The organism is Devosia sp. A369, from assembly GCF_054489345.1.
In genome coordinates this window covers 1-12832 of the sequence record NZ_JBTMWV010000028.1, presented here as the reverse complement: position 1 = coordinate 12832, position 12832 = coordinate 1, and the positions used below count along the sequence as shown (strand labels likewise).

The window sequence follows — 12832 nt, the reverse complement described above, 5'->3', positions numbered from 1 at the left end:
AGCTTACCGGATTGTAATGTGGCGCAGCGGATCGTTCTGGTATCGTCGGTCTGATTACCCCGTGCGTTCATTGGTTTAGTCGAGGTCTGGCTTGATTCGGCAGCTGCTTATCTGTGTCTTCCTACTCGTTGCAGCGGGCTTGGCCTGGCTATTTTACGTTCCCGGGGCGGCCGATATCTTGGCGCGTAACGGCATTGTGTTGCCCTTCGCCCAGGCGTCCGAACCAGCGGCAGCGGCGTCCCGTGGTGCCCGTCCGGGCGGCTTTGGCGGGCGGGTCAATAATGTCGTGACCACCGGCGTCACCCTGGTCACGATCAACGACACCCTGACAGCCATCGGCGAGGGCACGCCCATTCGCTCGGTGACCATCTCGGCGCCGACGGGTGGCGAGCTGGCCGAAGTGGCGGTGCGTCCCGGCCAGATCGTGGCGGAGGGCGACATCATCGCCCGTTTCGAAGCCGGCGCCCAGCAGATCGAGCATGACCGCGCGACCTTGGCCGTCACCGACGCGCAGACGACTTTGGCCCGCACGCGCGGGCTGGCCAGCAATAATGTCGTGGCCAACACCGCTCTGGCCGCCGCCCAACTGGTCGCCGACACCGCCGAACTGGCGCTGCGCAATGCGCGGATGGAACTGGATCGCCGCATCATCACCAGCCCCATCGCCGGCGCGGTTGGGCTGATCCGGGTGACACCCGGCAATTATGTCGCCGCCCAGACCGCCGTCACCATCATCGATGACACCTCCTCGATTCTGATCGATTTCTGGGTGCCCGAGCGCTATGCCGCCCAGATCGCGCCCGGCATGGCGGTCCATGTTAATGCCGTGGCGCTGCCGGGGCAGAGCTTCTCCGGCGATGTATCGGCCATCGACAATCGCCTCGATCCAACCAGCCGCACCCTGCAGGTGCAGGCCGAAATCCCCAATCCCGATGGCGTGCTGCGTTCCGGCATGAGCTTCACCGTGGCGCTGGATTTCGCCGGCGAGCGCTACCCGGCGGTCAATCCGCTGGCCATATTGTGGTCGGCCGAGGGCTCCTATGTCTGGAAATATCAGGATGGCAAGGCGGTCCGCGTGCCGGCGGAAATCATCCAGCGCAATAGCGATGGCGTGCTGGTCAAGGCCGCGCTGACCGATACCGATGCGATCATCACCGAAGGCATTCTGCAACTGAACGACGGCGCCGACGTCACCTTGCTGGAGGGGCCGGACGGTCGCCCGGCGACAGCGCAGAACTGAGGGAAGTGCCGCCATGTCGATAGAAAGCAAGAACGAACGCGGCGGCTCCCTCGCCCGACTGTTTGTCCGCCGTCCGGTCATGGCGGTGGTGATCAATGCGATGATCATGGTGGCGGGGCTGGCGGCGCTGCTGGGCATCGAGGTGCGAGAATTGCCGCGCGTCGAAAGCCCGGTCCTCTCCATTTTCACCAGCTTTCCCGGCGCCGCCGCCGAGACGGTGGACCGCGAAGTGACCGCGTCCGTCGAGGGCGCCGTGGCCCGCGTTCAGGGCGTGACGGCGATTTCCTCGAGTTCGTCGGTTGGCAGCAGCCGGGTCACCCTCGAATTCACCGAAAGCACCAATCTCGATATCGCCACCTCAGACGTGCGCGACGCCCTGAGCCGGGTCGACCGCTCGCTGCCCGAAGGGGCGGAAACCCCAACCATTTTCAAGGCCGACAGCGACGCCCAGGCGGTGATGCAGCTGGCCGTCACCTCCGACAGCATGAGCATCGCCGATCTCAGTGCCCTGGTGGATGATGTGGTCGCCGAGCGGCTCAGCGCCGTCCCCGGCGTCGCCGAAGTGCAGGTTTATGGCACGCGCGAAACCGCCTTCGAGATCGATGTCGATCCGATCAAGCTGGCCAGCCACGGCCTGACCGTCGCCGATATCCGCACCGCGCTATCGACCCTCGCCCTCGATACGCCGGCCGGCTCGATCAATGGCCCCAACCAGAATATTTCAGTCCGCGCCATTTCCGAAGTCACCCGCCCCGAGGATTTCGAGGCCATCATCATCAATGGCCGCATTCGGCTCAGCGATGTGGCGACGGTGGTGTTTGACGCGGCGGCCGGCACCTCGTCGATTCGGGCCAATGGCAAGCCGGGGATCGGGCTCGGTCTGGTGCGCCAGGCGCAATCCAATACGGTCGCCATTTCCACCGCCGTCCACGCCGCCGTCGCCAGCCTCAACCAGACCCTGCCGCCGGGCGTGACCCTCGCCATTTCCAGCGACGAGGCCGTGTTCATCGAAGGCGCGCTGCACGAGGTCCAGATTGCCCTGATCGTGGCGCTGCTGGTGGTGATCGGCATTATCTATCTGTTCCTGCTCGATTGGCGCGCCATCATCGTGCCCGCCGTGTCGATGCCGATTGCCTTGCTGGGCGCCGTGGCGGGCATGTATCTGGCGGGCTTCTCGCTCAATATCCTGACGCTGCTGGCACTGGTGCTGGCGACGGGTCTGGTGGTCGATGACGCCATCGTCGTGCTCGAGAACATCATGCGCCGCAAGGCCATGGGGGCCGGACCGCGCGCCGCCGCCGTGCTGGGCACGCAGGAAGTGTTTTTCGCCGTTGTGGCGACGACGCTGACGCTGGTGGCGGTGTTCGTGCCGCTGTCCTTCCTTGAAGGGCAGACCGGGCGTCTGTTCCGCGAATTCGGCTTTACCCTGGCCATTGCCGTGCTGATTTCGGCGGTGGTGGCCCTGACCCTGGGGCCGATGATCGCCTCGCGCCTGCTCAAGGAAGACAGCGCGGCCCATGCCCATCGCGGTGGTCCCTTCGGCAGTATCGGGCGGGCGCTGGCCGGGTTTTACCGGCTGACGCTGTCGCTGGCTTTGCGCAATCCGCTGGTGGTGGTGCTGGTGGCGCTGCTGTTTGCCGCCTCGTCCTATTATGCCTTTACCAGCCTGCGTCAGGAGATCACCCCGCCAGAAGACCGCTCGCAGATTTCCCTGCGCATCAGCGCCCCCAACACTGTGAGCCTCGACTTCGTCCGCACGCGCCTCACCCAGGTCGAATCCATGCTGCAGCCCTATGTCGACAGCGGCGAAATCCGCTCGATCTTCGTGCTGTCCGGCTGGGGCAGTGGCGGCTCGATGACGCTGACGCTGGCCCCCTGGGGCGAGCGCGAGCGCAGCCAGCAGGTGATCGCCAGCGAGATTTCCGGCTTGATGGCGCAGGTTCCCGGTGTGCGGGCCTCGGTGGGGCAGGGCAATAGCCTGGGCATTCGCGGCGGCGGCTCCGGCCTGCAATTCGCCGTTGCCGGTTCCAACTATGCCGACCTGGCCGAGACCGCCAATACCATTTCTGACCTGCTGGAAGAGGATGGCCGCTTCGGTCGCGTCAGTGTCAATTTCGACACCACCCAGCCGCAGCTGACCCTGACCGTCGACCGCTCGCGGGCCGATGCCATGGGCATCAATATCAATGGTCTGGCGCCCACCATGCAGGCCATGATCGATGGCAGCGACATTGGCAGCGTGTTTATCAACGACACCAGCTACAGCGTGCGCATGCTGTCGACCAGCAACCCGATCAACGATCCGCGCGACCTCGAAACCTTGTTCGTGCGGACCGGCGACGGGCGCTATGTGCCGCTCTCCACCATCGCCACCTTGGCCGAGGCGCCGGTGCCGCCCTCGCTGCGCCGCGAGCAGCAACGCCGTTCCGTGCCGGTGACCGCCGATCTCGAAGGCGGCATGGCGTTGGGCGATGCCTATGCCGCTTTGCTGCAGATAGCCGCGCCGGTTTTGCCCGAAGGCACCACCATCCTGCCGCTGGCCGAAGCCAAGACCATTGGTGAAGCCAATAACGCCATGCTGATCACTTTCGGCTTTGCCCTGGTCATCATTCTGCTGGTGCTGGCGGCGCAGTTCGAGAGTTTCTGGAGCGCCATCATCGTCATGGCGACGGTGCCCTTCGCCATCGCCGCCGGGCTCTATGCCATCCTGTTCAGCGGGGGCAGTCTCAATATCTTCACCCAGATCGGTCTGGTGCTGGTGCTGGGCATCATGGCCAAGAATGGCATTCTCATCGTGGAGTTTGCCAATCAGCTGCGCGATCGCGGCCTGTCGGTGCGCGAGGCCGTCGAAGAGGCGTCCAATATCCGCCTGCGCCCGGTGATGATGACCATTCTGGCCACCATCCTGGGCGGCGTGCCGCTGGTGCTGGCCTCCGGCGCCGGCGCCGAAGCGCGCGGCGCTCTGGGCTGGGTTATCGTCGGCGGGCTGGGCATCGCTGCGGTGGCGACGCTGTATCTGACCCCCGTGGCCTATCTGCTGCTCGCCTCGTTCAGCCAGCCCAAGGCCGTGGAAGAGGCACGGCTGGAACGCGAGCTCAACGCCATGGATGAAACGGTGGAGCCGGCCGAGTAGGTCTGATTTTCCATTTGTGCCAGCAGGTTAAACCAGGTCTCTGCTCGCTCCAGCCGCGAGCGTAATGTGGAATGTCGCTGGGCCGTGTCGCCCTCGCATATGCATGGCAGACCATATGATGGCCGTTTGTTGAACGCCGTCAGGTGACGCTTTTGCGCGCGTTTACGGCTCTGTTGGCCGTTGCGCCTCAAATCCATTCATTCCCCTGGGGTTATGAGTGGGCCAAATGATTTCATTTCAATAACGGCGCGCGAACCCGCATTATGTCGGCAAGTCGGGTGGAAGCCCGATAACGGGCGGTGCTATGTCCGCCGAGGGAGGAGATAGATCATGAAGAAGCTGGTTCTTACGACCATGGCGCTGGCCCTGAGCAGCAGCGTCGCCTTCGCCGATACCATCAAGATCGGCGTCGTCGGGCCGTTTTCCGGCCCCGCCGCATTGCAGGGCAAGAATTTTCAGGCGGGCATCGATGCCTGGCTGGCGCTGAACGGCAACACGGTCGGCGATGACACCATCGAGATCGTCTATCGCGACCTGCCGGCCGCCGACCCGGCGCAGTCCGCCGCGCTGACCCAGGAGCTGATCGTCAGCGAAGGCGTGCAGTATCTGGCGGGCTATTATTACACCCCCGATGCCATGGCCGCTGCGCCGATCCTTGAGGAGGGCAATGTGCCGATGGTGGTGTTCAACGCCGCCACGTCGGCCATCGTCAATGCCAGCCCCTATGTGGTGCGCACCTCCTTCACCACCTGGCAGACTTCCACGCCAATGGCGGCCGTGGCGCGCGAGCGCGGCATCAACAAGATCATTACCGTCGTGTCCGACTATGGTCCCGGCGTCGATTCAGAGACCGCTTTTGTGACCGCCTTCACCGCAGCGGGCGGCGAGATCGTTGAATCGGTGCGCATGCCGATGAACACCAATGATTTCAGCCCGATGATGCAGCGCATCAAGGATTCGGGCGCCGAAGCCGTCTTCGCCTTCGTGCCTGCCGGTCCGGCCGCGCTGGGCTTCACCAAGGCCTATGTCGAAAACGGCCTCAAGGCTGCCGGGGTCACGCTGCTCGCGCCGGGTGACCTGACCCAGGAACCCGATCTCACAGCGCTGGGCGACAATGCGCTCGGCATGCTGACCACGTTCCACTATGCGGTGAGCCACGACTCGCCCGAAAACGCCGCCTTTGTCGAAGCGGCCACCAAGGCCATCGGCAGCGCCTCCGAGCTGACCTTCCCGGCAGTCGGCGCCTATGACGGCATGTATGTGATTTCCAAGATGATCGAAGCCACTGGCGGTAACCAGGACGCTGCGGCGGCCGTGGAAGCCGTCAAGGGCCTCGGCTGGATCAGCCCGCGCGGTCCGGTTAGCATCAACCCGGAAAATCGCCACATCACGCAGAACATCTACCTGCGCGAAGTGGCGCTGGAAGATGGCCAGTACATCAACAAGGAAATCCAGACGTTTGAGAACCAGGGCGATCCGGGCTGGAAGGCTCCGTAAGCCACCCCTGCGGTCAGCGGTTCCTAGCCGCTGGCCATACCACCATCGTCATTGCCCGGCTGGTCCGGGCAATTCATTCTCGCATAGATCACCGGGACAAGCCCGGTGATGACGCGGGGCGACAATTACGCCCCATTGAGACAAGCTCGATAGCCACGCCGCTGCTTCGCGGATTTTGGTGCTCAAGCTGAGAGGTTCCTGCTGGTGCAAACCATTTTCTCCATCGCTGCGGACTCCCTGGCTTACGGCATGGTGCTGTTCGTCATTTCCATCGGCCTCAGCGTCACCATGGGGCTGATGAAGGTTGTCAACCTCGCCCATGGCGCCTTCGCCATGATCGGCGGCTATATCGCCTCCTACGCCACCCAGCAGATGGGCCTGCCCTTCGGTATTGCGGTGATGGCCGCGGTGGTCGGCACGGTATTGGTGGCAATTCCGCTGGAGCGGCTGCTCTATCGCCGCATTTATGGTGCGCCCGAACTGACGCAGGTGCTGATGACCATCGGCATCACCTTTGCCATCATCGGCATCGCCAATTTCGCCATGGGGCCCACCCTCAAGACCGTCGCGCTGCCTGCGGCGTTGCAGGGGCCGGTCGACCTGGGCTTTCGCTCCATTGCGGCGCACAAGTTGTTCGCCGTGGCCGTAGGCATTGTCGTCGCCGGCGGGCTGTGGTTTCTCGTCGAGCGCACCCCCTTCGGCGTCCGGTTGCGGGCCTCGGTGGATGATGCAGCCATGGCTGGGGCCCTTGGGGTGAAAACCAAAATCGTCTATGCCGTCAGCTTCGCGCTGGCGATTGGCCTTGCCGCTCTGGGCGGCGTGGTCGGCGCGCAATTGCTGCCCATCGAGCCCTATTACGCGCTGCACTACATGGTGACCTTCCTCGTTGTCGTCTCGGTCGGCGGGGCAGGGTCCATTGCCGGCGCACTGGTCGCGGCGCTCCTGCTGGGCGCTGTGCAGACCACGGCGCGCTACCTGGTGCCCGAATATGGCGAATTCTTTTTCTACCTGGCGGTGATCGCGATCGTCTGCGTCTTCCCCAACGGTTTGATGGGGCGGTCCAAATGAGCGAGTCTGCATTGAATACACCGCACGTCGTTTCCGTGCGCAGCTGGCGCCGGACCGCCATGCAGGACATGATCGCAGTCCTGATCGTTGCCGCCGTTGCGGTGGTCTTGTTCTTCCTGTTTCCGACCAATCTGGCGCTGTTGACGCGGGTTGTGGGCGTGATGCTGCTGGTGCTGTCGCTCGATCTGGTGACTGGCTATTCCGGTGTTGCGACGCTGGGCCATGCCACGCTGTTTGGTGCAGGGGCCTATGCCGCCGGCATCTTTGCCGCCAAGTTCGGCGTCACCGATCCGCTGCTGATGCTGGCCATTGGCGCTGTGGCCGGGGCATTCGCCGGGGCTATCTCCAGTCTTGTTATCCTGCGTGGGCATGGCCTCAGCCAATTGGTGCTCTCGATCGCGGTAGTGTCGCTGGCCCATGAGGCGGCCAACAAGCTCTCGGCATGGACCGGCGGAAGCGACGGGCTGTCCGGGATCTCGCCATCGCCCCTGTTCGGCATGTTCCGCTTCGATCTGTTCGGGCGCACGGCCTTCATCATGGCAGTTGTGCTGCTGCTGGTCGTGTTCCTGGTTCTCCGCATCATCGTCCGTTCGCCCTTCGGCATGCTGTGCCGCGGCATCAAGCAGGACCCGATCCGCGTGCGGGCTATGGGGGCGCCGGTCTATTTCACCCTGGTCAAGATGTATGCCATCGCCGGCGCTGTCGCTGGTTTGGGTGGGGCGCTCTCGGCCATCGCCACCAAGGTGGTCGGGCTCGATAGCCTGTCCTTCACCATGTCGGCCGAGGCAATGGTCATGCTGGTCCTGGGTGGCACCGGCAAGCTGTTCGGCGCCATGGTCGGCACGCTGGCTTTTGTGTGGTTCGAGGATCGCGTCTCGGCGATCAATCCATTCCACTGGCTCACCATTGTCGGCGTGTTGCTGATCGCTGTGGTGCTGTTCGCGCCCAAGGGTCTGACCGGTGCTGCCGAAACGCTGTGGGCGCGGCTGCGGAGGACACGGTCATGACCCTGTTTGAAGTTCGCAATTTGCGCAAGAATTTCGGCGGCCTCGCCGTCACCGATGATGTGTCGCTCAGTCTGGACAAGGGCGACCGCATCGCCCTGATCGGCCCCAATGGCGCCGGCAAGACCACCTTCGTCAATCTGGTCACCGGCCAGCTCAAGCCGCTCTCCGGCTCGGTCCACCTCAATGGCGAGGACATCACCCGCCGCTCGCCGACCCAACGGGTCAAAGCCGGGCTGGTGCGCAGCTTTCAGGTGACGCGGCTGTTTTCCGAGATGACCCCGGAAGAGCATGTGGCGCTGGCGCTGCTGCAACGCATGGGCCGCTCGGGGAGCCTGTTTGCCGACTATCGCGGCATGCCCGATGTGGTGAGCGAAGCCGCCGATATTCTGGGCCTGCTCAATCTGCGCGATATCGCCCAGCAGCCGGTCAGCTCCATCGCCTATGGCCAGCAGCGCCTGCTCGAAATCGCCCTGGCCATGGCGCTGCGGCCCAAAGTGCTGCTGCTCGACGAGCCCGCCGCCGGCGTGCCCAGCTCGGATACCGTGCTGATCGAGCGCGCGCTGGCACAATTGCCGGCCGATCTGGCGGTGCTGATGATCGAGCATGATATTGATTTCGTCTTCCGCTTCGCCCAGCGCGTCGTGGTGCTGGCGGCGGGGGCGATCATTTTCGATGGCACGCCAACCGAAGTGTCCAACGATCCGCGCGTCCGCGAAGCCTATCTGGGGAGTTATGCCGATGAGCGCGGCGTCGCTTGAAATTGCCGGCCTGAGCGCCGGCTACGGCCCGACCCGGATTTTGGAGGATATCAGCTTTGCCGTCCCCGCCGGCGGCCGTCTCGCCGTGCTCGGCCGCAACGGCATGGGCAAGACCACGCTGTTTGCCACCATCGCCGGCCAGACCCGCCGCTATGGCGGCAGCGTGCAATTGGGTGGCGTCGACATCAGCGGGCTTGACGGTTCGGACCGGGCGCTGGGCGGGCTGGGCTATGTGCCGCAAAGCCGCGCCATATTCAAATCGCTGACCGTCGAGGAAAACCTCTTCGTTGGCCTCAAGGATCGCCCCAAATCGGCGATCGAAGAAGCCTACATTATGTTCCCGCGCCTCAAGGAGCGGCGGCGCAATCTCGGCTCGCAATTATCGGGCGGTGAGCAGCAGATGCTGAGCACGGCGCGGACCATTTTGGGTCAGCCGACCCTGTTGCTGCTCGATGAGCCGCTCGAAGGTCTGGCGCCGGTGATTTGCGAAGAACTGATGGCAGCATTCAGTCAGCTTGCTGCAAGCCAAGTCATGACAATTTTGCTGGTCGAACAGCGCATCAAACCGGCCTTAGCCTTTGCCGATGCTGTGCTAATTCTCGAGCGGGGCCGTGTCGCCTGGTCAGGCACTCCGGACCAGCTGAATGCTGAACCCGAAACCGTGGATCGCCTGCTCGGCGTCGGGCATTAGGGCAGGCCGACATAGTTCTCCGCGAGGCTCTGTTGCGCCGCGCGCGACCCCACCAGATAGTCAAATTCCGCCCGCTGGATGCGCCGGCCAAAGCCGCCGGTTTCGGGGAAAGTATGCAGCAGGCTGGTCATCCACCAGCTGAACCGCTCGGCTTTCCAGATGCGCTGCAACACCTTGGCCGAATAGGCGTCGATCCCCGCGGCGGAGCGCTCGACAAAAAATTCGATCAGCGCATCGGCCAAACTCGCCACGTCGCTCATCGCCAGATTGAGCCCCTTGGCCCCGGTCGGCGGCACGATATGGGCGGCGTCGCCGGCCAGAAACAGCCGGCCAAAGCGCAGCGGCTCGGCCACGAAACTGCGCAGCGGCGCGATGGACTTTTCGATCGACGGCCCGGTTTGCAACGCCTCGGCGGTCGCCGGGTTGAGCCGCGCCCGCAATTCGTCCCAGAACCGGTCATCCGACCAGGCCGCCAGATCGGTATCGGTCGGCACCTGCACATAATAGCGGCTGCGGGTCAGCGAGCGCTGCGAACACAGCGCAAAACCGCGTTCGTGATGGGCATAGATCAACTCCTCGGCCACCGGCGGCTGGTCCACCAGCACCCCCAGCCAACCAAAGGGATAGACCCGCTCGAAACTGCTGATGGCCGCCTCTGGCACACTGCGGCGGGAGACCCCGTGATAGCCATCGCAACCGGCGATCATGTCGCAATCAATGCGGTGGGTGATGCCATCCTTGCGATAGGTGACCCAGGGACTGCCAGCAAAATCATGCAGTTGGACGTCTTCGGCCTCATAGATGCTGGTGGCTTTTCGCGCCGCCATCAGGTCGCGCGTCACCTCCGTCTGGCCATAGACCATGACGTGACGACCCACCAGATCGGTGAAATCGATGCGCTGGCGGTCGCCGTCAAAACTGAGTTCGACGCCATGATGCACATGGCCCTCCGCCTGCATCCGGCTCCCCGCCTGCGCGCGTTCCATGAGCTCGATGGTACCCTGTTCGAGCACCCCGGCACGGATGCGGCCGAGCACATAATCCGGGCTCTTGCGCTCCAGGATAACCGCATCGACGCCCGCCAGCTCCAGCAAGCGCCCGAGCATCAGCCCGGCCGGACCCGCCCCAATAATGACCACCTGAGTGCGCAAAGCATTTCCCTCTTTTGCCCACAGCATGGCCATTTGCGCGCCTTTGGTGAATGGACAGAGCGCGCTTTCTATTGGACTATCCGACCATGAAAGCCATTCCCAGCTACGCCCTTTATGGCGAAATCGAATCCGCCAATCAGGATTGGCTGCATTGGGAAACCATCCAGTCGCGCAGCCGGCCGCATGATTATCGGATCGCCCCGCACCGCCATGAGCAGTTCTTTCAGCTGCTGCATCTGACCGGCGGCCGGGCCAAGGTCAGCATCGACGCGCAGCAGCAACTTGTCCCCGCGCCTGCGGTGGTGGTGGTGCCGGCGCTGAGCGTGCATGCCTATGAGTTCAGCGCCGATGTCGACGGCGTGGTGGTGACGCTGATGGACCGCGACATGCGTGAAGCCGGTGAGTTGGCGGCCGGGGTGATCGCCGGTGACGGCGCGGTGGGGGAAGCGCTGGCGCGTTTGATTGCCGAGGCCGATCGCCCGTTACCGGGCCACGCCAGCGCCATGCGCGCGCTGATTGCGCTATTGGTGGTGGCGATCCAGCGGGCCTCCGACACTGTCGAGCAACAGACCAGCAGCCGTAGCCTGCAGCATGCGCAGGCGTTCCGCCGTATGGTTGACCAGCGCTTTCGCGAGACGCGCCGCATCGCCGATTATGCCGCGGCGCTGGGCCTGAGCCAGACCCATCTCAACCGGATCTGCCGCGAGGCGCTGGGCTGTTCGGCGCTGGCGGTGGTCGAGCGGCGGGTGGCGCTGGAGGCGCGGCGGCAATTACTGTTCTCGACTCTCTCGGTCAAGCAGATCGGGGCCGAGCTGGGCTATACCGACCCGGCCTATTTTTCCCGCGTGCTGACCCGGGTGCTGGGGCTGGCGCCCAGCCAATACCGCGAGCAGATCCAGGCCAGACAGTTGCGGTCGCCAACCGGTCGAAATGCCTAGGTTGCCTGGGGCGGATGCCAGTTGGCGTTTACTATTCATTAATAATTGTGTTGTGCCCCTACGAAGAAACGCTATCCTTTGGGACTTGTCTGTTGGGGTAGTCATGACATGCAAGCGGCGCGCGTTTCTTTAGTCTGCAAGAATCCTCTTTTATTAGACGGCATGGCGCACGCGATTGACTCGCATCAGGACTTTTCGGTTATGTCGCGGTCGGAACTGCCGCCGGGCCTCGTCAATTTAACCTCTGTCGATCAACCCGATGTTTGGGTGTTGGATCTGGGCGGTGCCGAATATGTCTTTGATACGATTGCCGAGCTTGCCCGTCTCATCGGACAGCCGAAAGTCATCGTTTTTTCGCATCACTCGAATGTTGAATATGTCATGCGCGTGCTTGATGCCGGCGCGACCGGCTATTTGACCTATGGCTGCGCCGCCGGTGAGTTGCTGGACTGCGTCCGGGCGGTGCTTGGCGGCGAAACCTTCATCACCCCATTGATCGCCACCAAGCTGATTGCTTCGCTGCGCAGCGCGGCCCTGACCAAGGTGACCACCAAGAAGCTCCGGCTCACCCTGCGCGAAGAGCAGATCGTGGCGCTCTTGCGCCAAGGCAAGACCAACCGGGAAATGGCCGGTGAACTCGATCTGAGCGAGAAGACCGTCAAGCATTACATGACGATCCTGATGCAGAAGCTCGAGGCGCGAAGCCGGCTCGAGGTGGTGTTGGCGCTCAAGGATTTTGATCCCTCAAGCGCCATGCCGATCACCCATTTGTTCCATTGATCTGAAGCCCGGACGACGCCATCCGCTATCGCTCCAGCAGCGCCCGGTTGAATTGATCGGTGAGCGGCTTGGTGAGATAGGACATGGCGGTGCGCTGCTCGGTGGATAGATAGACCTCAACCGGCATGCCCGGCAGCAGCACGTCATCGCCCAGCTTGGCCATTTCCGCCGCCGGTATGCTGATGTCGCCGAGATAATAGGTTTCCCCGGTCGCCGGATCGCGGGAGGTGGCGGGCGAGACATGCACGACTTCGCCCTTGAGTTCGGGCGTGGTCCGCTGGTTGAACGCCGAGAACCGCAGCCGGGCCGGCTGGCCGATGGCAACCTGGTCGATGCTGGCCGGGGCCAGCCTGACCTCCACCTTGAGCCGGGCATGCTCCGGCACGATGGTGACGAGGATTTCGGCCGGGCTGATCACCCCGCCAATGGTATGAATATTCAGCTCGTTGTCAACGGCGGAGTAAAATCCGGCCATTAGGCGGAGCAAGACCAGGCCACCTTTGGCGCGCGCATGAGACCGCCGGGAGGGCATAGCCCGAGCGGGGGTCTCATGTGCGCGTGCGATTTTT

General features: G+C 63.6%; 11 protein-coding genes. 9 read left to right on the top strand and 2 right to left on the bottom strand.

Annotated elements, in window-relative coordinates:
* The first annotated feature begins 139 nt into the window (after positions 1–139).
* From ACX3OZ_RS19200 to ACX3OZ_RS19170, 7 genes are all read left to right on the top strand, one after another.
* Positions 140–1240 carry an efflux RND transporter periplasmic adaptor subunit gene (locus ACX3OZ_RS19200; protein ID WP_459094576.1) on the top strand — a complete coding sequence of 367 codons (1101 nt, stop codon included), beginning with the start codon at positions 140–142 and terminating at the stop codon, positions 1238–1240.
* 13 nt (positions 1241–1253) lie between these two features.
* Positions 1254–4373 (top strand): efflux RND transporter permease subunit, encoded by a 3120-nt coding sequence (locus ACX3OZ_RS19195; RefSeq protein WP_459094577.1) that lies wholly within the window; start codon positions 1254–1256, stop codon positions 4371–4373.
* 330 nt (positions 4374–4703) lie between these two features.
* Complete coding sequence (locus tag ACX3OZ_RS19190; protein ID WP_459105243.1) at positions 4704–5870, top strand: ABC transporter substrate-binding protein; 1167 nt, start codon at positions 4704–4706, stop codon at positions 5868–5870.
* Positions 5871–6074: 204 nt separating this feature from the next.
* Positions 6075–6938, top strand: coding sequence for a branched-chain amino acid ABC transporter permease (locus tag ACX3OZ_RS19185; RefSeq protein WP_459094579.1), 864 nt, complete (start codon positions 6075–6077; stop codon positions 6936–6938).
* A gap of 59 nt (positions 6939–6997) precedes the next feature.
* Positions 6998–7945, top strand: a complete 948-nt coding sequence (locus ACX3OZ_RS19180) for a branched-chain amino acid ABC transporter permease (protein ID WP_459094803.1) — start codon at positions 6998–7000, stop codon at positions 7943–7945.
* Positions 7942–8703 (top strand): ABC transporter ATP-binding protein, encoded by a 762-nt coding sequence (locus ACX3OZ_RS19175; RefSeq protein WP_459094580.1) that lies wholly within the window; start codon positions 7942–7944, stop codon positions 8701–8703. The genes ACX3OZ_RS19180 and ACX3OZ_RS19175 overlap by 4 nt, the downstream gene beginning before the upstream one ends.
* Entirely contained in the window at positions 8684–9394 is a 711-nt protein-coding gene (locus ACX3OZ_RS19170; protein ID WP_459094581.1) for an ABC transporter ATP-binding protein, read from the top strand. The genes ACX3OZ_RS19175 and ACX3OZ_RS19170 overlap by 20 nt, the downstream gene beginning before the upstream one ends.
* Here ACX3OZ_RS19170 and pobA read toward each other — a convergent pair.
* Positions 9391–10545, bottom strand: a complete 1155-nt coding sequence (gene pobA, locus ACX3OZ_RS19165; protein ID WP_459094804.1) for a 4-hydroxybenzoate 3-monooxygenase — start codon at positions 10543–10545, stop codon at positions 9391–9393. The genes ACX3OZ_RS19170 and pobA overlap by 4 nt on opposite strands.
* 86 nt (positions 10546–10631) lie before the next feature.
* Here pobA and ACX3OZ_RS19160 point away from each other — a divergent pair, with 86 nt between their 5' ends.
* Together ACX3OZ_RS19160 and ACX3OZ_RS19155 are read left to right on the top strand one after the other, a co-directional pair.
* On the top strand, positions 10632–11483 hold the full coding sequence (locus ACX3OZ_RS19160; protein WP_459105242.1) for a helix-turn-helix domain-containing protein: 852 nt from the start codon (positions 10632–10634) through the stop codon (positions 11481–11483).
* 108 nt (positions 11484–11591) lie between these two features.
* Positions 11592–12263, top strand: a complete 672-nt coding sequence (locus tag ACX3OZ_RS19155) for a LuxR C-terminal-related transcriptional regulator (RefSeq protein ID WP_459094583.1) — start codon at positions 11592–11594, stop codon at positions 12261–12263.
* 25 nt (positions 12264–12288) lie between these two features.
* Here the strand turns inward: ACX3OZ_RS19155 and ACX3OZ_RS19150 are convergent, their stop codons facing one another.
* Positions 12289–12750 carry an HlyD family efflux transporter periplasmic adaptor subunit gene (locus ACX3OZ_RS19150; protein WP_459105241.1) on the bottom strand — a complete coding sequence of 154 codons (462 nt, stop codon included), beginning with the start codon at positions 12748–12750 and terminating at the stop codon, positions 12289–12291.
* Between the last annotated feature and the right edge of the window lie 82 nt (positions 12751–12832).

Excerpts from the sequence above, each read along its gene's own strand:
- ACX3OZ_RS19170 (WP_459094581.1), top strand. The coding sequence starts at position 8,684 with ATGAGCGCGGCGTCGCTTGAAATTGCCGGCCTGAGCGCCGGCTACGGC.
- ACX3OZ_RS19190 (WP_459105243.1), top strand. The coding sequence starts at position 4,704 with ATGAAGAAGCTGGTTCTTACGACCATGGCGCTGGCCCTGAGCAGCAGC.
- ACX3OZ_RS19175 (WP_459094580.1), top strand. The coding sequence starts at position 7,942 with ATGACCCTGTTTGAAGTTCGCAATTTGCGCAAGAATTTCGGCGGCCTC.
- ACX3OZ_RS19180 (WP_459094803.1), top strand. The coding sequence starts at position 6,998 with ATGCAGGACATGATCGCAGTCCTGATCGTTGCCGCCGTTGCGGTGGTC.
- ACX3OZ_RS19195 (WP_459094577.1), top strand. The coding sequence starts at position 1,254 with ATGTCGATAGAAAGCAAGAACGAACGCGGCGGCTCCCTCGCCCGACTG.
- ACX3OZ_RS19160 (WP_459105242.1), top strand. The coding sequence starts at position 10,632 with ATGAAAGCCATTCCCAGCTACGCCCTTTATGGCGAAATCGAATCCGCC.
- ACX3OZ_RS19155 (WP_459094583.1), top strand. The coding sequence starts at position 11,592 with ATGCAAGCGGCGCGCGTTTCTTTAGTCTGCAAGAATCCTCTTTTATTA.